Source organism: Abyssibacter sp. (genome assembly GCF_964229365.1).
GTDB lineage: Bacteria > Pseudomonadota > Gammaproteobacteria > Nevskiales > OUC007 > Abyssibacter.
In genome coordinates, this window is sequence record NZ_CAXRDQ010000063.1 from 1 (window position 1) to 17252 (window position 17252).

Annotated in this window: 16 protein-coding genes; 3 read left to right on the top strand and 13 right to left on the bottom strand. The window is 64.1% G+C overall.

Annotation, left to right across the window (positions count from 1 at the left end; all coding sequences use genetic code 11):
- On the bottom strand, positions 1 to 850 hold an 850-nt coding region (gene recA / locus ACE1EY_RS10020; protein ID WP_370300109.1), incomplete at its 3' end, for a recombinase RecA.
- A 25-nt stretch (positions 851 to 875) separates the two neighbouring features.
- The gene (locus tag ACE1EY_RS10025) at positions 876 to 1376 is read right to left on the bottom strand and encodes a CinA family protein (RefSeq protein ID WP_370300110.1); all 501 of its coding nucleotides are present in this window, start codon (positions 1374 to 1376) and stop codon (positions 876 to 878) included.
- 104 nt (positions 1377 to 1480) lie between these two features.
- Here ACE1EY_RS10025 and mutS point away from each other — a divergent pair, with 104 nt between their 5' ends.
- Entirely contained in the window at positions 1481 to 4042 is a 2562-nt protein-coding gene (gene mutS / locus ACE1EY_RS10030) for a DNA mismatch repair protein MutS (protein WP_370300131.1), read from the top strand.
- 14 nt (positions 4043 to 4056) lie between these two features.
- Here the strand turns inward: mutS and ACE1EY_RS10035 are convergent, their stop codons facing one another.
- The 3 genes from ACE1EY_RS10035 to ACE1EY_RS10045 are packed head-to-tail and all read right to left on the bottom strand — an operon-like array spanning position 4057 to position 6226.
- A complete protein-coding gene (locus tag ACE1EY_RS10035) occupies positions 4057 to 4287 on the bottom strand; it encodes a DUF2970 domain-containing protein (protein ID WP_370300111.1) in 231 nt (76 codons plus the stop codon).
- The gene (locus ACE1EY_RS10040; RefSeq protein WP_370300112.1) at positions 4287 to 4781 is read right to left on the bottom strand and encodes a DUF2505 domain-containing protein; all 495 of its coding nucleotides are present in this window, start codon (positions 4779 to 4781) and stop codon (positions 4287 to 4289) included. The genes ACE1EY_RS10035 and ACE1EY_RS10040 overlap by 1 nt, the downstream gene beginning before the upstream one ends.
- Positions 4782 to 4840: 59 nt before the next feature.
- Entirely contained in the window at positions 4841 to 6226 is a 1386-nt protein-coding gene (locus ACE1EY_RS10045; RefSeq protein WP_373928074.1) for an ABC1 kinase family protein, read from the bottom strand.
- Positions 6227 to 6442: 216 nt separating this feature from the next.
- Between ACE1EY_RS10045 and ACE1EY_RS10050 the strand changes: the two genes are divergently transcribed.
- Entirely contained in the window at positions 6443 to 6886 is a 444-nt protein-coding gene (locus tag ACE1EY_RS10050; protein WP_291514611.1) for a hypothetical protein, read from the top strand.
- A 7-nt stretch (positions 6887 to 6893) separates the two neighbouring features.
- On the opposite strand, the gene ACE1EY_RS10055 is transcribed toward ACE1EY_RS10050, so the two are convergent.
- From ACE1EY_RS10055 to ACE1EY_RS10085, 7 genes are all read right to left on the bottom strand, one after another.
- Entirely contained in the window at positions 6894 to 7910 is a 1017-nt protein-coding gene (locus ACE1EY_RS10055) for a GGDEF domain-containing protein (RefSeq protein WP_291514612.1), read from the bottom strand.
- A gap of 136 nt (positions 7911 to 8046) precedes the next feature.
- On the bottom strand, positions 8047 to 10596 hold the full coding sequence (locus ACE1EY_RS10060; protein WP_291514613.1) for a DUF1329 domain-containing protein: 2550 nt from the start codon (positions 10594 to 10596) through the stop codon (positions 8047 to 8049).
- A gap of 1 nt (position 10597) precedes the next feature.
- Entirely contained in the window at positions 10598 to 11284 is a 687-nt protein-coding gene (locus ACE1EY_RS10065) for an energy transducer TonB (RefSeq protein WP_291514614.1), read from the bottom strand.
- Positions 11285 to 11297: 13 nt separating this feature from the next.
- The gene (locus tag ACE1EY_RS10070) at positions 11298 to 11834 is read right to left on the bottom strand and encodes a MotA/TolQ/ExbB proton channel family protein (protein WP_291514615.1); all 537 of its coding nucleotides are present in this window, start codon (positions 11832 to 11834) and stop codon (positions 11298 to 11300) included.
- Complete coding sequence (locus ACE1EY_RS10075) at positions 11827 to 13170, bottom strand: MotA/TolQ/ExbB proton channel family protein (protein ID WP_291514616.1); 1344 nt, start codon at positions 13168 to 13170, stop codon at positions 11827 to 11829. The genes ACE1EY_RS10070 and ACE1EY_RS10075 overlap by 8 nt, the downstream gene beginning before the upstream one ends.
- Positions 13167 to 13931: a DUF3450 domain-containing protein gene (locus ACE1EY_RS10080; protein ID WP_370300114.1), complete on the bottom strand. Its 765-nt coding sequence runs from the start codon at positions 13929 to 13931 to the stop codon at positions 13167 to 13169. Before ACE1EY_RS10080 ends, ACE1EY_RS10075 begins: the two co-directional genes overlap by 4 nt.
- Positions 13928 to 14710 carry an alpha/beta hydrolase gene (locus ACE1EY_RS10085; RefSeq protein ID WP_370300115.1) on the bottom strand — a complete coding sequence of 261 codons (783 nt, stop codon included), beginning with the start codon at positions 14708 to 14710 and terminating at the stop codon, positions 13928 to 13930. The genes ACE1EY_RS10080 and ACE1EY_RS10085 overlap by 4 nt, the downstream gene beginning before the upstream one ends.
- Before the next feature lie 252 nt (positions 14711 to 14962).
- Between ACE1EY_RS10085 and ACE1EY_RS10090 the strand changes: the two genes are divergently transcribed.
- The gene (locus ACE1EY_RS10090) at positions 14963 to 15961 is read left to right on the top strand and encodes a ketopantoate reductase family protein (RefSeq protein WP_370300132.1); all 999 of its coding nucleotides are present in this window, start codon (positions 14963 to 14965) and stop codon (positions 15959 to 15961) included.
- Here ACE1EY_RS10090 and ACE1EY_RS10095 read toward each other — a convergent pair.
- Complete coding sequence (locus tag ACE1EY_RS10095) at positions 15937 to 17184, bottom strand: diguanylate cyclase (protein WP_370300116.1); 1248 nt, start codon at positions 17182 to 17184, stop codon at positions 15937 to 15939. The two genes, ACE1EY_RS10090 and ACE1EY_RS10095, sit on opposite strands and share 25 nt — an antisense overlap.
- Between the last annotated feature and the right edge of the window lie 68 nt (positions 17185 to 17252).

Below are 17252 nucleotides of genomic sequence, written 5' to 3' on the forward strand. Positions count from 1 at the left end.
TGATGTTGTTGGCCACGCCCAGGTCGATCACCTCACCGAGACGGGAGACACCTTCGTTGTAGAGAATCTCGAACTCGGCCTGGCGGAACGGCGGCGCCATCTTGTTCTTGACGACCTTGACACGCGTCTGGTTGCCGATGACCTCGTCGCCCTTCTTCACCGAGCCGATACGGCGGATGTCCATGCGCACCGAGGAGTAGAACTTGAGGGCGTTGCCACCCGTCGTGGTCTCCGGGCTGCCGAACATCACGCCGATCTTCATGCGAATCTGGTTGATGAAGATGACCATGGTGTTGGAGCGCTTGATGTTGCCGGTGAGCTTGCGCAGCGCCTGGCTCATCAGCCGCGCCTGCAAACCCACATGCGAGTCGCCCATTTCGCCTTCGATTTCGGCCTTGGGCACCAGGGCCGCAACCGAGTCGAGTACGACGATGTCGACGGCGTTGGAACGCACCAGCATGTCGGCGATCTCCAGCGCCTGCTCGCCGGTATCCGGCTGGCTGACCAGCAGATCATCGACGTTGACGCCGAGCTTGCCGGCGTACTGCGGGTCCAGCGCGTGCTCGGCGTCGATGAAGGCAGCGGTGCCGCCAGCCTTCTGGCTTTCCGCCACGCAATGCAGCGTCAGCGTCGTCTTGCCGGAGGATTCGGGACCATAGATCTCGATAACCCGACCACGCGGCAAGCCGCCGATGCCCAGGGCGACATCCAGCGTCAGCGATCCGGTGGACACGGCATCGATATCACGCGCCGCGCCGGCATCGCCCATGCGCATGACCGAGCCCTTGCCGAATTGGCGTTCGATCTGACCCAGCGCCGCGGCGAGGGCCTTTTTGCGATTCTCATCCATACTGTTTATTCCGTCAGTAGTTGGCTCATTGTGCCATAGATCGTGTACGCGCGATGCAACCGTCAATTGCATGCAACACACTCTGTTCACGGACCGCACGACGGTCTCCATCGAATACACGAGATTCGGCGACCGAACCGGACAAATCCGCCCAGGCGAACCAGACCAGGCCCACCGGCTTGTCGGCCGAACCGCCACCTGGTCCGGCGACCCCGGAGATCGCCACCGCCAGGTCGGCCGCCAGGCGCATCCGCGCATTCACCGCCAGCGCCTGCACGACTGGCTCGCTGACGGCGCCATGCTGGTCCAGAACGGCGGGGGGAACGCCCAGCAAATCCCGCTTGGCCGCATTGGAATAACAGACAATGCCGCCGTTGAACCACGCGGAACTACCAGCACGGTCGGTTAACGCCTTGGCGACCCAGCCGCCGGTGCAGGACTCGGCCGTCGCCAGGCGGGCATCGCGCTCGAGCAGCTGCTGCGCCAGTGTGGCGACGCGTTCGGCGAGAACGGTATTTTCCAGCATCAGGACGCGGCGATGTCGCGGTGGTGAACAACAAGCCCTAGCATATCGCGTTTGCCGCCCTAGCCAGACCCGCCGTGACGAAGTCCAACACCGCCCATACGCCGATGATGCAGCAGTATCTCGGTCTCAAGGCGCAACACCCCGATCTGCTGCTCTTCTACCGGATGGGGGATTTCTACGAGTTGTTTTTTGACGACGCGCGGCGCGCGGCTGAGCTGCTGGACATCACCCTGACCAACCGCGGTCAGTCCGCGGGCCAGTCGATTCCCATGGCCGGCGTTCCGCATCATTCGGTGGAGCAGTATCTGGCGCGGCTGGTGCGCCTGGGCGAGTCGGTGGCGATCTGCGAACAGATTGGCGATCCGGCCACCAGCAAGGGACCGGTCGAGCGCAAGGTCATGCGGGTGGTGACACCCGGCACGCTCACGGACGATGCCTTGCTCGATGCGCGTCAGGAGAGCCTGCTGGCGTCGATCTGCCAGGTCGGCAACACCTGGGGCCTGGCCCGGCTGGAGTTGTCCACCGGACGTTTTGTGGTCAGCGAACTGTCCACGACCGAGGCGCTGCAAGCGGAGTTGGCGCGGCTAGGGCCGGCAGAGCTGCTCATACCCGAGGGCGCGCCGGTTACCATCGATGCCGCCTGCCGCGAGCGGCCGCCCTGGCACTTCGATCCGGAATCGGCGCGGTTGCGCGTCTGCGCCGCGTTCGAGGTCAAGGACCTGACCGGCTTCGGCTGCGACGACTGTCCGGTGGCCATCGCCGCGGCCGGGGCGCTGCTGGACTATGTCGCGGAAACACAGCGCGACGCGAAACCGCTGCTGTCGACGCTGTCGCGGGAGGAATCCTCCGACGCATTGGTGATGGACAGCGTGACGCGCCGCAACCTGGAGATCGACCAATCGCTGTCGGGCGATGCCAAGCATTGTCTCGTCGGCCTGCTCGACCGCTGCCAGACCGCCATGGGCAGCCGTGAGATCCGCCGGTGGCTGGGCCGCCCGCTACGCCATCGCGACCTGCTGCGCAATCGCCATGCTGCGATTGCCGAATTCATGCGCGCCGACGCGCCCGGCGTGGCCGCCGATACCGTGCGTGACCATTTGCGACAGGTTGCTGATGTCGAGCGGATTCTCGGCCGCATCGCGCTGCGTTCGGCCCGTCCGCGAGACCTCACCGGCCTTGCCGCGACCCTGGTCGTGCTGCCGGAGATCGCCGCCGCCCTGACCGCCTGCGACGCCCCGCTAACGGCCGAGTACCGCCGGGCACTGGGCGAGCACACCGTGCTGTGCGACATCCTCCAGCAGGCGGTCATCGACGAGCCACCGCTACTCATCCGCGACGGCGGAGTCATCAAGCCCGGTTTCGACGCCCGACTGGATGAGCTGCGCAATCTGTCCAGCAACGCTGATGGGTATCTGCGCGATCTGGAAGCCCGCGAACGCAAGCGCCTGGGGGCTGACCGGCTCAAGGTCGGTTACAACCGGGTGCACGGGTACTTCATCGAATTGCCCCGCTCCCAGTCCGCGGCGGCACCGGATGACTACAGCCGCCGGCAGACGCTCAAGAACGCCGAGCGCTTCATCACCCCGGAACTCAAACAGTTCGAGGACACCGTGCTCTCGGCCCGCGAGCGCGCCCTGGCACGGGAAAAGCAGATCTACGCTGACCTGCTGGACCGGATCGCCGAGGACATGACCGCGCTGTCACAGGCCGCCCAGGCAGTGTCGAAACTCGATGCCCTGCTCTGCCTGGCCGAGCGTGCCAATGCGCTGGGTTTTGTCGCCCCGGAACTGGTGGACGAACCGGGCATTCAGGTCCGCGCCGGCCGCCATCCGGTGGTCGAACAAACGACCCGCGAACCCTTTGTTGCCAATGATCTGCTGCTGGATGATACCCGCCGCCTTGCGGTCATCACCGGACCGAACATGGGTGGAAAATCAACATTCATGCGGCAGGCCGCACTGATCGTGCTGCTCGCGCACACGGGCAGCTACGTACCCGCCGAGGCGGCGCGTATCGGCCCCATCGATCGCATTTTCACCCGCATCGGCGCGGCCGACGACCTGGCCGGCGGCCGTTCGACCTTCATGGTGGAAATGCAGGAAACCGCCAATATCCTCAACAACGCGACCCGCGACAGCCTGGTGCTGATGGATGAGATCGGCCGCGGCACCAGCACCTATGATGGCTTGTCGCTAGCGCGAGCTGCTGCGGAATCGCTGGCCACGGACATCGGCAGCTTCACGCTGTTCGCCACCCACTACTTCGAGCTTACGGAGCTGGCCGAACAATGGCCGGCGACGGTGAACCTGCATCTCGACGCCACGGAACATCGCGGCCGGCTGGTCTTCCTGCATCGCGTGAAGGCCGGGCCCGCCAACCAGAGCTACGGACTGCAGGTGGCCTCCCTGGCCGGCGTGCCCAAGGCCGTGGTCAAGGCAGCGCAGCGGTATCTGCGGCAGCTGGAAGCCGAGCACCAGCGTCAGGGTGGCCCACAGATCGGATTGTTCACGCCCGCATCGGCGGACGCGCCGGAGTCTCCTGCCGGACCGCCTGCCGACTCAGCCTTGCTCGAAGCACTGGATGGGCTGGACCCGGATGCCCTGTCGCCGCGCGAGGCATTGGATGCACTCTACCGCCTCAAGGCGCTGCCGGACGCTCCGGGCTGACCAGCCAAGCGGGCTCAGGACACGCCGGCCAGCGTCAGGACCAGCCTAACGATTCCGATCAGCACCAGCACGAACAGCGCCGTCGCGCCAAGCCCGAGAATAACGAAATGAGACGGTTTGCCTCGGGTGAAGTCCCGCTGCCGGGCCTTCGAACTTTGCACCCCGAAAAACGCCGCGAGCACACTGGTCAGGGTTTGCCAGAACGTCGGCGGCTCAGGATTGTGCTGCGGATCAGGCGTCGTCATCAGGCGTCGTAGTCCGTCAGAATCTCATTGGTCACACGCGCATCGGCAGCGCCCTTGGCCTGAATATCGTCGGCAATCAGCTTCTCGACCTTCTTGCCAATCAGCGGCACCGAGCAGTTGACGTCCCAGTTGATTTCGTTGACACAACCGCCGCCTTGATCCACCAGGCGCATCTGACCGATCGCCTTGACCGGCGCACCCTGAACATCAATCGATAGCGTGCCCTGCTTGGCACCCAGGTTCCAACGGTCTTCCTCCACCAGCGTGGTCGTGTCGCCGACCACCTTCTTGGCAAAACCAGGCACCGGAACGCTTAACGGGAATGTCAGCTTCATTCGAATCAGAAATGTATCGGCCGAGGTGGACTGATCCAGCACCTCGAAGGCCAGCGCTTCGAGCAGCTGGAATTTACGTTCGAAATAAGCCGCGTCGCCGAACATCTTGATCACGGCATCCGATGATTTGTTGTATTCAAGTCGTTGTTGAAACTTCATGAGATCTCCCTGGGTGTTCTCTTATTCAATACGTTGGCCGATCAGCGCATGCGGCGCGGTCAGTCTTCGACGGACAGGGCCTCGAGCAGCATCTCGCGCGGGTCCCACTCCACATCCAGAACCGTCTGCGCGATAAAGGCGCCCGCCATGCGCCGGTGCAAAAACACGATCTCGCGCGGCGGGATGCGAAAGTACCGCGAAAGTGCAGCGCGCGACATCAGGTTGGTCACGCGGCGCGGCAAATCGGTCTTGCCGAAACGGTAGCCCCGCTCACCCACGAGCTCAGCAGGCGGCCCGTTATCAGTTCCGATCATGAAGGGCTCGACGATGGTGTGGCACAGGTGGACAAACGCGTCGAGCGTGTCCGGCGGAAACCCGCTGCTCATCAGACCGATGGATTCCGCGCCAGCGATCACCCGCCCGCTATCGCTGCCCACGGCGCCGGCGACAATGTCCTGATACCCGGCAACAAAAGCCGCCGAAAAGTGCCGCGTGGCGCCGAAATCCAGCAGCACTAGCTGCGGCGGGCCGTCATCGTGAAAACGAACGCGGTAGTTCCCGAAATGCGGGTCCGTCTGCACCATTTTCCAGTCGAAAAACTCATTCAAAAACAGCCAGATGAACGACTGACCCAGCCGAGAACGCTGCGCATGCGGCAGGGATAGCACGCGCTGCGACCGCAGCGGTTCTCCCTGCTCGTAGGTCATGGTGAGAACGCCGGGTCCGGAGTATTCGGGCAGAACGGTCGGTACCGCGAATCGAGGATCGCCGGCGAGACGATCGGCAAAGGTTTGGGTGGCGCGGGCCTCGTGTTCGTAGTCGACCTCGCGGCGCAACATGTCGCGCACCTCGGCGATCACCGGGTCCATGGATAGTTCGCGCGGCACCATCTTGGACAGCCAGAGCAGGCGCACAATGGTTTTCACGTCGCTGTCGATGGCATCGGCGACGCCGGGATACTGAATCTTGACGACCAGTTCGAGCCCATCGGACTTGCGGCGGGCTCGATGGGCCTGCCCCAGTGATGCGGCGGCTATCGGCCGCTCGTCGATCTCTAGTTCGGCACGCCGCGCCGCAGAGAGCTGCTGCTCGACAACCGGACGCACAAAAGACCAGTCCACCGGCGCGGTGTCGTCCTGAAGGCTGGAGAGTACGTCCACCGCTTCAGGCGGCAGAAAGTACTGACCGTAGAGCGACAACATCTGCCCGGCCTTCATCACCGAGCCCTTCAATTGACCGAGCTGGTCAGCCAACACCTGGGCTTGCTGCTGGTAGAAAGCCCGGTTGCGTTCATCCCTGTCGTCGTCCGAGCGGAACAGATTTCCGACCGTATGAGCGGCAAACTGGGCACCGGCGGATAGCCCCATTCGCGTCATCGCCCAGTTGCGGTCACGCGGCCGGGTCTTGAGTCGCCTTATGCTAGGCTTGCCGCCGTTTTTACTCATCCGAATCCTTGGTGGCGTCGCGGAAATCGACTGCGCGCAGAGTGGAGATTGCGCAGCGTTTCGGGGTTGCACAACCGCCTTGAGCGGCTACACCGTAACAAAGCCGCAGAGCCTGCCTCGCATCGGGTGGTCGAACTGTATCGATCCCCCGGTTGCCGACGACCGCGCCGACCAACAATTTAGAATCACGCGGCATCCTCGGAGATCAAAGGCTCAATGCAACTCAAAGATATTCTACTGGCAGAGGACTATCGGGACACTGCTGTGGCTCGCATCACCGGTGTGGTTGAACAGCAGATTGCCCGCCGAAAGGGGCTGTCCGGTGCCGGACTGCGCACCGCGCTGAAAATGGCCAAGTCGAACCGACCCGACATGCTGCCAACCGTGATCAACCGATTGCTACCCCATTTTTGCGAGGCGCTGGAGCCATACTTCCAGCAATTCCAGGCCAGCGATGAGACCGACTTTCAGCACTTTGTCATGCAACGGGAATCCGAGCTGACCGAAGCGATGCTGTCGGTCACCGATGGCCGCGCCGAGCAGACCCAGAACAAGACATTCAAACGGATGTACAAGCAACTGCGCGGCACCGCCGGCGACGAATTGAGCGCCGCGCTGCCGGACATCGCCGCGCTGGTTCAAGCCCGGTTGCCAGCCTGAGCCACGATCAGCCTGTCTTGTAATCGCTAGGCTGTGCTTCGACCACGGTGTTGCCGCCGCTCTCACGCGCCCGGGCCAAGGCGACGTCAGCGGCCTTGATCAGATTCTCGGGATCCAGTCGATCATTCGGCCCCGCGTGGGCCGTGCCCATGCTCATGGTCAACATCATCGGGCCGGTTGGCGTGTCCATCGGTTGCGCGCTGATGTTCAGTAGCATGCGATCGGCCACGTCAATCACGGCATGCGCCGGACAGGACGGCAGCATGACCAAGAACTCGTTGCCACCGAACTTGCCCAGCGCATCGTAGGGCCGGACCGCAGTGGTCAGCCGGTCGGCTGCCGTCTTCAGCATCGAATCGGTTTGCTCGTCGGGCTCCTGCGTACCGAGATCGATTTGATCCAGGCTGGCGATCAGCAGTCCGGTGCCGATCACCTGACGTTCAGCACGCTGTAGTTCGCGGGCCATCAGTTCGACCATGGCATGCCGGTTCCACAACCGGGTCAGGTGATCCTTCAGTGCCTGATGACGCGCCATGTACAGCTCTTCAAGCAGCCGCTCCTGACCGCGGTAGAGCTGCTGCACACGCAATTCGGTCTCGACCCAGGCCGCGTAATCGCGCAGCCGGTCATGATCGTACTTGCCGCGCTTGTTCTGGGCCTCGTCAAACAGCACCAGCGCGCCAACAAGATTGCGCTCGCTGTCAACAAGACGGATGGCCGTCAGGTAGGGCACGCTACCTTCATCGCGCTGCACCCATTGGTCCTGCGTCCGCAGCGCCTCCAGCCAGATGGGCTCATCGCCAGCATCGGAGGCCACGCGCTCGACCGGCCCGGACCCGCAATGCAGCCAACCCCCGCCCTCGTCGCGCCAGCTCACCATCACCCCACCGGCATTCAAGGCACGGCGCGCCAGGCGCGTGATGCGTTCCAGCCGCATGTCCAGCGGCTCGGTGGTGAGCGAGCCGAGGCCTTCGACGGCGGCGAATTTATGTAGTGATTCGGAATCCAGCGTACGTGTAAACACGGCATCCCCATCTGCGGACTGCAGCCTGTGCAGGTCCAAACTATGCGTCGCCCGATTGGCGCCAAAAGCCGCAGCGACTGCTCATTCGATGTGCATTGTACGCACAGGATGACCATCAATCGCCAGCAGGTCAGAGCTACCGAAACACCCGTGGTGCATGGTTGGGCTGGAAATCCGCCGGCTCGTAGTCGCCCTCGTTGAATATCACGCCCCGCGCCTCGTTCAACAGGCGATTGGCGTACCACGCATTACGGGTGAAATCGTAGTGGACGATCGGCGCCGAGACCGCGATCTGAGCGTTCCAGTCGAAGTACAGGTGACCTTCCTGCAGTTGCCAGAGGTTGCCGGCACGGTCATAGACATCGACCATCAGAATGGTCCAGGAATCTTCATCGACATAGAACACGCGCTTGCCAATCTTGTGGCGCGCCGGTGCTCGCTCCGTGGCCTCAACAACCCAGACGCGGTGCCATTCGTAGCGCGCCTTGGACTGGTCGAGATGGCCCGGGCCGAGCAGCTGATCATAGTCCAGAGCCGCGTCGTTGATGTCGTAGCTGTTGTAGGGCACCAGCATCTCGCGGCGGCCACGCAGCTTCCACACATAGCGATTGAAGCCGCCGTTGTACATATCGATCTGATCGACAAAGCTAAGCCCTTCCGAGCCCGGTCGCGGAAAGTCGTAACCCACGGGCGGAATGCGCCGGACACGACCAATATTGCCCGCCGACACCCAGATCCGCCGCTTGTCCTTGGTCTGGTCGGCGGTCTCGTGAACAATCGCCAGCGCCCGACCGACGACGGGAACGTTGTCCACCGACCCCACGTAGTACAGCAGCATATTGCGCTCGGCGACCTCACCCACGCGCTCCGGATTGCCATAGATGAACAGCACATGCTCTCGGCGCGAGGCCTGGAGGCGGTCGCCATCGGAGAACGTCACGGTCTCGTCGGTGTACAGGTCCTGCGTGCGGCCGCGGTATCGCACGCGGTGATTCCACATCACTTCCGCACCGGTCTTCGGTTCCGGGAACGGCACACCGAGATCGGCGCCGGTCAGCGAGTCGGATTCCAGCAGGCGTGCGGTCTTCCGGTTTGACTGCGAGGCCTGGCGAATCGCATCGGGGTACACGACGGGCCGATGACTCGGGTAAATCCGCATTTCGTAGTCGTTGAAGCGGCGCAGCATCTCCTGGTGGCCTTCGGACAGCGCATCACCAAGCTCGGTGTAGTTGGTCGACCGCAGGGTTCGCACCGGCGATTCATTGCGGTACGGATTCACCGGACGCCCGTCGCGGGTCTGCAGGCCTGCCTGACCGGCATCCAGCCCGCCGGTCCATGGCGGAATGCGACCGTCGGCGGTCCCGGCGCGTAGCGCGCCCACATCCGTGAGGCGGGGCAGGTCCGGGTCGACGCCAGCCAGGCCTGGGCGTTCGGCCCGACGTGTCGGAGCATCACCGAAGCGGCTTTGCACCTCGCCGCGTTCCCGGCTGGCCACCAGTTGCCGCGTCGCTTCCAGAGCCTGCTCGCGCGCCTCGCCGGACTCCAGGAACGCGATCCACTGCTCCGATGCCCTGCGCACCCGCCCCGAACGTGCAGCCTGGCGGAAGGCACGTAGCGCGCCTTCGACATCCGCCTGCTGATACCGCGTGAGGCCCAGCGCCACCAATGTCTGGTCACTGGGGATGTCGTCGGCCTGGGCCAACGCCCGGCTCAGCGATTGCTCGGCTTCGGCCCATCGGGCCTGCTCCATTTGCAGACGCCCGAGCTGCAGCCAGCTCTTGCTGCTCGGTGCCACCGCATTGAGACGATTCAGCGCGTCGATGGCCTGATCGGTTTCACGCGCGCCGCTCCAGGCATCGGCCAGCATGCCCAGGCTAGCCGGGTCGGCAGGCAATTCATCGCGTGACAACCACTGCTTGAGCAGGGCGCCGGCTTCGTAGGGCGCGCCGGCTTTCATGAACAAGCTGGCCAGCTGACGTCGCTCCGCGGGCTCGGTGAGCATGCCCTGGCGATGCGCCAGCTCCATCACGGCTGCGGCGCGGTCGAAATCCTTGCGCTGCACATGCAGCGCCGCGAGCTGTAGCCAGCCCTGGCGGTCACTGGGATCGCTGCGCACCAGCCGCTCGACAATGGGTGCCGCCTGATCGTAACGGCGCAGCGGCAGCAACACGGCCGCGTAAACCTGCAGCATCTCCCGCGACGGTGAGTCGCTGCCGGCGACGGCCCGTTCGATAAACGGCAGCGCCTGCCGGTGCTGGCCCATTTGCGCATAGGCGGCGGCCACCGTGAGCAGCAACTGCGGATCGGCGTTGGCGTCGTTGCGTATGGTCGGCGCCAGCGTCGCGATCACCTGCTGGTACTCACCCGAATTCTGGTAGAGCTGCCCCAGGGTCTGGCGCATCTGTGATTGCACCACGCCGGACAGTGCGTTCTGATCCAGCGCCTGCTTCAGATATTCGGCCGCCTGTTTGGCATCACCGGCCCTGGCGGAGCGCGCGGCAAGGTCGCGTAGCGTTAGCGCCAGCGCGTAGGGGTCGTTCTCCACCGATCGGATCAGCGCCTCGTCGTTCTTGGGCCGTTCGGTCTTGGGCACTTCGTCCAGTACGCGCACCTCGCTCTCGTACTGCGCTGCCGCCGCCAGACCGGGCCAGATGAACACAGCGATGATCCACAGGTGCCTGATCATGTCAGCGCCAGTTGTACTGGTAGTCCTCAAGCCGGAAGTACACCTTCTGCTTCACCTCTCGCGGCTTGGAGGTCGACTCGTACAGCCAGTTCGCCACGCTCTCCACCGTCGCGGCCTCGAACACGCCCTTGGGTTCGGCGTCGATCACGCGCACGTTCTCCACGGTGCCCCGCGTGTTCACGACAAAGAGCACCTCGACCCAGCCTTCGATCCCCTGGCGGTACGCATATTCCGGAATCTGAGGGCGGGCGGTCGATATGGGTACCAGACGCTCGCCCTTGAAACCGCGACCCGAGCCAAACCCGCCGGCACCGGAACCGCTACCACGCCCTCCAAATCCCCCGAAGGACTCACCAAAACCCGAGGAACCACCGAAATTCACCGGCACGTCCAAGGCTGGCAGATTCATCTCCAGACCCGGCTGGTTGTCTGCGGTCAGATTCATGGTCGTCGGCAAATCAATGGCCGACATCGACGGTGGCGACGACGGCGGCGCGGCCGCCTCCAGCAACTCGGTGGGCTCCGGCTCCGGCTGCTCCTGCTCTTCCGGCGGCTTGACGATTTCGACCCGGCGATCAGGCTCCGGCGGCTTGATCGGCGCGTCGGGCGGCGCAGTCAGCCATTGCATGAACCAGAACAGGCCGATGGCGATCAATGCAGCCAGCGCGGGCAGACCCAGAAATCGCATCAGGACGTCCGCATCAGTGGAAGCGCAGCGAGTCGGCGAATTCGTGGGTGCGCTTGTCCGCCAGCCGGGTCAGCCGATTGGCGAAGAACAGACCGGACAGCGCGACGACCATCCCGGCCATGGTTGGCAAGGTTGCGCGCGACACACCTCCGGCCATGCCCCGTGCATCCCCGGTACCGCGCAAGGACATCACCTCGAACACCTCGATCATCCCGGTGACGGTTCCGAGCAATCCGAGTAGCGGGCACAAGGCGATCAACGACTTGATCAGCGGCAGACTGCGGTCCAGCAGGTCCCGCGCCTCGGACACCATCGCCGCGCGGATGCGCCGTGCCTGCCAGCTGTTGCGCTCGGCGCGGGCCCGCCATTCTTCGCGAAACGCCTGCAGCACCCGGCCATGCCGCATCGCCAGATACCAGAACCGTTCCAGAATCAGCGTCCATAGGAACACCGTCAGCGGCAGCAGCGCCCACAGCACCGGGCCGCCAGCATCCAGGAAGCCACGAATCGGCGCCCAGGTTTCCTGCAACCAGGCCAGCAGTTCAGTCACGCTTGCCGGACTCCATGCGGCGCGCGATCAGGCCCGCCGCCTGCTCATCAAGTATGCGGACCAGCGACCGCGACCTCGCCGACAGCAGCGAATGCAGAAACAGCAGCGGAATCGCCACCACCAGGCCCAGCACCGTGGTGACCAGCGCCTGCGAAATGCCATCGGCCATCAATTTGGGATCACCGGTTCCGAACAGCGTGATCGCCTGAAAGGTCGCGATCATGCCGGTGACCGTACCCAGCAGGCCGAGCAACGGCGCGACGCCGGCGAGTAGCTTGACCACGCTTTGCCCCCGCTCCAGCTTGGGCGTTTCGCGGATGACGCCTTCGTCGAGCTTGAGTTCCAGCGATTCCAGATCGCTTTCGCCAGCACTGAAGGATTCGTCCAGCAAGCCGAGCAGGCGACCCAGCGGGTTGTCGTCGCGCGGTTGGTTCAGGCTACGCAACTGGGCGCGCATGCGGCGACCGACGCGCAACAGATAAATCGACTGCCCCAGCGCCAGCAGCAGGCCGATGATGCCCAACGCGATAATGATGTAGCCCACGACGCTGCCCTGCTGAATGCGCTCGGCCACGCTGGGCTTGTCGGTGAGTAGCGCCAGCAGGTTGCCGCGGGTCGGATCGACCAGCATCGTCACCGGCCCAGCGTCGGCGGAGGTGAACCGCTCGGCATCGGACTGCGCCGACCCGCCAGGCTGCCGTGGCAAAGCCTGCAACCGCTGCGCCTCTGGCAGGTAGTCCAGATAGGTATCACCGGTCACCGCGGTGAAAATCCCCACCCGACTCACGGCAGCAGCTGCTGCCTGGCCATCCGAATCGACGATATCCGCCGGGAAGGTGGACACGCGACTGGCTTCGACCATCTCCTGCTGGAGGATGAACCAGAACTGCTCGAGCTGACTTAGCGTGATACGCCGATCGCCATCAGCCAGCGCATTGAGCTCATCAACCCGATCGGGAAACTGGGCGCTGGTCAGCGCATCGCGCACGATGGCGCGGGTGTCACCGGCTGCGGTACGGATGGTCCCGAACAGCTGCTCCAGTTCGCCGGTCTGCTCCTTGATCTCGGCCTTCAGGCCGGCGATTTCTTTCGCGGTTTTCTCGAAATCGGCCTTCTGGGCATCCACCCGCCGCTTGACCGCTGCCAGCTCGCGTTGTGCCTCGCGCAGCAGTTCATCCTGGCGATTGCGTTCGCGCAGGAAGCGGTCCTCTCGCTCGGCGTTGATTTGTGCGGACTGCTGCTGACTCTTACGGACGTCGTTGAGCAGGTCGTCCAGCGCATCGGCCCGCGCAAGCAGCGGCAGCAACAGGCCAGCCATCAGCATCCAATGCTTCATGAGCGCTCCTCGGCTTCGGTTGGGGCCGGCACCGGCAATCGCAGCAGCTCAGGGGCGGCCACTTCGCGGGCGATGCGGATGCCCTGGCGAATCATTGACCGATGTGTGGCCGGCAGCTCGGTCCACTCACCGGCAATGTCGTCCCACATCGCGGCCGTGCCACCGTCCAGACTCAGGAAATAAAGCGCGACCCGGCCCAGCCTGAGGGTGTCGACGACCACCCTCCGGCCACCGAGCTCCAGTTCCGTGCGTTCGCTGGCGAGCCCGCGGCCGTAATCCAGCTCGATCTGGTAGGCCTCGACCACGCGGCGGTACTTTTCCGACACCGCCGTCTCGGCATCGCCCAGAGCCTGCTTTAGCGAGGTAAGGCGTTGCTCGCGTTCATTCGCGAGAAAGGGCAGATCGGCGGCCACAAAACGCTCCAGGGCATCGACCATGCGCAGCATTAGCGGCATCAGGTCGTCCTCGCTCAGCGGGACCTCGGCCAGTTCCTCGCGGAGCCGCTCGACATCCTGCTGCTGGATACGCTGCAATTCGGCCAGTTGCTCGCCATACACGTCCAGCTGCTGCCGCTCCCAGATAGCCTGGCGGTAGGCCTCGAGTTTGCGGCGGGTTTCGTCATCCAGCCGGTCGATGCGCGACTGCGAGCGACTCGCATCGTGAGTGGTCCGTTCGCTGGTGTCGATCGCCTGATCGAGCCGGTCCTGGGCGAGCACGGGCATCACGGCCAACGCCAATACGATTGATAATCCACGCCTCATCCGGCGGTCTCCAAAGTCTGTTCTAGCCATTCGATACAGGTCGTCATGGTTTCCTCGGTTCGTTGATCGCCGATCACCCAATGTCCGCGATCCGCATCGATGCGCAGGGTCGCCTGCGGATAAAGCGCCGCGACCTTGCGCACGACATCCGGCGGGGTCAGCCAGTCGTCTTCGCAGCCCAAGATGAACACCGGGCAGCGCACCCGCGTCGGATCCAGCCGGGCAGCCTGGCGTCGATCCACAGGCCAGCAGGCGATCTCGAACAAGGCGCGGCCGGACTCCATGCCCAGCGTCGGGTAAAGGGCATCCATGGTTTCGACCGGCAGGCCGGTGAATGCGAATCGCCTTGCCTGTTCGGCAGTCATCGCATGTCCTTGGTTCCAGAAATTCCAGCGCAGTAGCCGCCGCCAGAACACCCTCAATGTGCGTGCGTTGATGGCCAGCACGCCAGCCGGCGCTGCGGGTGTGAGCAATATCAGCGCCTGCACATCTATGCGAGCAGCGAGCAACTGCGCGATCACGCCGCCCATGCTGTGCCCCAACACGATCGGCGGCTGCGGCAGGTTCAGCTGATGAATCACGCCCTGCACATAGTCCACGTAGTCGAGCAGGCTGGCCCGGCCCAGGGCGTCGCGAACATCCTCGCGCCCCGAGACCTCGTGAAACGGCAGCGTCGGCATGTGCACGCGATACCCGGCTTCACGCAAGGGCGCGGCGACCGGCTCCAAGTGCTCGGACCGGCACCACATGCCGTGTATCAATATGACGTCGCGCCTCATGCCCCAGTGGCCGACGTGGCGGGTTTGTTCATGGTCTCTTCCAGCAGTCTGGCGGGTGCTGCCCGATCGTCCTGACGCCTTGGCGCGGCGATCGATGCAGACCAGACGCTACATCATCGCCGATTTTCGGGGAATGACGCAGCATCCGGCCCGCGCTGTCGATGCGGCAAAGCGCACCGGTTGCCTTGCGGGACTCCCCAAATGAACGCGAAGCCGCCACACTCGTCGCTGGAATTGCCGCCGGATAGACGGATGCGAGTGTTGGTGATTGGAGCGGGCGCCGTGGGAACCGTGCTGGCCACGCATCTGGTACGCGCGGGCCATGGCGTAAAGCTTGCCATCCGTGAAAACGAGGTGCCCAGCCTGCAGAGCCTGCGTCATCTGCGCGTTGATCGTGTGACCGGCGGCCCTCCGCTGATCGCGGACAAGCCGCACCTGACTACGGGTATCGATCTGCAGGCGGTCGACGCGGCGTTCATCTGCGTCAAGCACCCGGATCTGCGTAGCGTGCTCGATGCCTTCGGTGAGCGCATACCGGCGCATTGCGCGGTGCTGCCCTGCCAGAACGGCATGGGCGCGACCCAGCGCATCCGGCAACGGTTTCCCGCCGTGGAGCCGGTGTCGACGACGGTGATGTTCAACGCCCAGACCCTGCAACCCCTGCACGCCCGCGTGACCACCGAACCCACCGTGCTGATGCGGACAGCGAATGCCGCATTGCTGGAGCTGTTTGATGGCACCGGCCTGCGCGTGCGGCGCGTCCGCGGCGAGGGCGCGGCCTGGGGCAAGCTGCTGATCAATCTCGCCAATGCACTTTGCGCCCTCACCCACTCGACATTCCACGATGCCGTCAACAACACCGACTTGAAGACCTGCTTTCTCGCGACACTGGACGAAGCCGTCGCGGTGCTGGATGCCTCCAAAGCACCGTATCGGCTGCCGGGGTCAATGCCCTACCCGGTGTACCGACGCCTGCTCCGTCACACGCCGTCAGTTGCGTTACGCGCCTCGGCGTTTCACCGCACGGCGTCGCCGCACGCCTACCCATCGATGGTGGCTGACATGCTGGCCGGCCGGATCACCGAGGTGGATCAGCTCAACGGTGAGATCAGTCGCCTGGGCGAGTTATGCCACGTCGCTACACCCGTCAACGATCAGATCACCCGGATGGTGCAGGCACGCGAAGGCCGAACCCCGGCGGCGTTTCTATCGCCGGCCGAGCTGCGTCAGTCGTTGACCGCCGTCGGCTGACTCCAGCGCTGGGAATCGAGTTCGCGCGGCGGCGGGACGTATTCGACGCAGTTACGACCGTTCGATTTGGCGGAATAAAGCGCGGAATCGGCGACGGCCAGCGCATCAGACAAGGTCAGCCCACCACGCGGTATGAGCTGGGTACAGCCGATACTCACCGACAATTGCCGGTCCGTCGGATGCTCCAGCCGCCGATCAACCACCGCCTGCCGCACACGCTCGGCCTGCGTGCGCGCCGAACCCGGCGGCAGGTCGTACCAGATCACTGCGAACTCCTCGCCACCGACCCGACCAATCAAATCCATGGGCCGACGCGCCGCTTCCGCCCGCAGCACATGCGCGAGCTCTTTGAGCGCCGCATCACCGGCGGCGTGGCCCCAGCGGTCATTGAGGCGCTTGAAGTGATCGATATCGATCATGGCCACACCAACCGAGAGGTTGCTGCGTCGCGCAGTCGCCCAGATGCGCTCGGCATCGGCATCGAAACCGCGTCGATTGCGTAGCTGCGTCAGCGGATCTCGCACTGAACGCAACAGGTACAGACCTTCGGACAGAAAATTCCGTCGCAGCACCCATTCCTGCACGAACCCGCCGGCGAGTGAGACGGCCGCAAATGCGGTGATGTTGAACACGTCCAGCATGGTGCCGGCCGAAATGCCCAGAAACAGCATGTCACGCAGGATCAAGCCCCCCAGCACGCATAACACGCATAGCAATGCGATCGGGAACCGGCGGGCGGCGAGAATCGGGATTAACACGACCACGAGTTCGGTCAGCGGATAGGGGAACACGCTGCCTTGCAACCGGTAGATCAGCGGCAGGGTCAGCCCCGCAAAGGCCAGCGCTCCAACGGCGCTGTACGCGGCAAAATCCAACCGGCGGCCGGATTGCGAATTGGACAGCATCCAGAACGCATTGAGCAGAATCGGCGCCAGCGCCCCGCATAACAGCACCGCCTGCCAGCGCAACGCCGTGGCCGGAGGGTGCAGGACAAAGCTGCTGAGCAACTGCGCCGCGGCGATCAGAATCAACCCGGCGACACAAGCCAGACGCAGGTGGTTGACCAGATACGTCTGCAAATAGCGGCGGAACGGCTTTTCCAATGCGGGGACGAACTGCAAGTCGCCGAAACCGCGCTCCATTTGAGCGAGTAGCAGTGATTCCGGAAGCTCAGTCCGGAAGTCAGGCCCTGAGGCCGGGGTCAGCGAGTTCGGGTCAGTCATCGTTCCTTGCCGAGGTTTCGAGCCGGTTCCCCACTCACCCCTTTTCCAAGTCATCGTTGCACGGTCGC

What these genes read in the sequence shown, in the direction of transcription:
- ACE1EY_RS10095 (WP_370300116.1), bottom strand. Translation starts at nt 17,184, where the DNA reads ATGACTGACCCGAACTCGCTGACCCCGGCCTCAGGGCCTGACTTCCGG.
- ACE1EY_RS10040 (WP_370300112.1), bottom strand. Translation starts at nt 4,781, where the DNA reads ATGAAGTTTCAACAACGACTTGAATACAACAAATCATCGGATGCCGTG.
- ACE1EY_RS10065 (WP_291514614.1), bottom strand. Translation starts at nt 11,284, where the DNA reads ATGCGATTTCTGGGTCTGCCCGCGCTGGCTGCATTGATCGCCATCGGC.
- ACE1EY_RS10090 (WP_370300132.1), top strand. Translation starts at nt 14,963, where the DNA reads ATGCGAGTGTTGGTGATTGGAGCGGGCGCCGTGGGAACCGTGCTGGCC.
- ACE1EY_RS10060 (WP_291514613.1), bottom strand. Translation starts at nt 10,596, where the DNA reads ATGATCAGGCACCTGTGGATCATCGCTGTGTTCATCTGGCCCGGTCTG.
- ACE1EY_RS10080 (WP_370300114.1), bottom strand. Translation starts at nt 13,931, where the DNA reads ATGAGGCGTGGATTATCAATCGTATTGGCGTTGGCCGTGATGCCCGTG.
- ACE1EY_RS10035 (WP_370300111.1), bottom strand. Translation starts at nt 4,287, where the DNA reads ATGACGACGCCTGATCCGCAGCACAATCCTGAGCCGCCGACGTTCTGG.
- ACE1EY_RS10025 (WP_370300110.1), bottom strand. Translation starts at nt 1,376, where the DNA reads ATGCTGGAAAATACCGTTCTCGCCGAACGCGTCGCCACACTGGCGCAG.
- ACE1EY_RS10045 (WP_373928074.1), bottom strand. Translation starts at nt 6,226, where the DNA reads ATGAGTAAAAACGGCGGCAAGCCTAGCATAAGGCGACTCAAGACCCGG.
- mutS (WP_370300131.1), top strand. Translation starts at nt 1,481, where the DNA reads ATGATGCAGCAGTATCTCGGTCTCAAGGCGCAACACCCCGATCTGCTG.
- ACE1EY_RS10075 (WP_291514616.1), bottom strand. Translation starts at nt 13,170, where the DNA reads ATGAAGCATTGGATGCTGATGGCTGGCCTGTTGCTGCCGCTGCTTGCG.
- ACE1EY_RS10085 (WP_370300115.1), bottom strand. Translation starts at nt 14,710, where the DNA reads ATGAGGCGCGACGTCATATTGATACACGGCATGTGGTGCCGGTCCGAG.
- ACE1EY_RS10050 (WP_291514611.1), top strand. Translation starts at nt 6,443, where the DNA reads ATGCAACTCAAAGATATTCTACTGGCAGAGGACTATCGGGACACTGCT.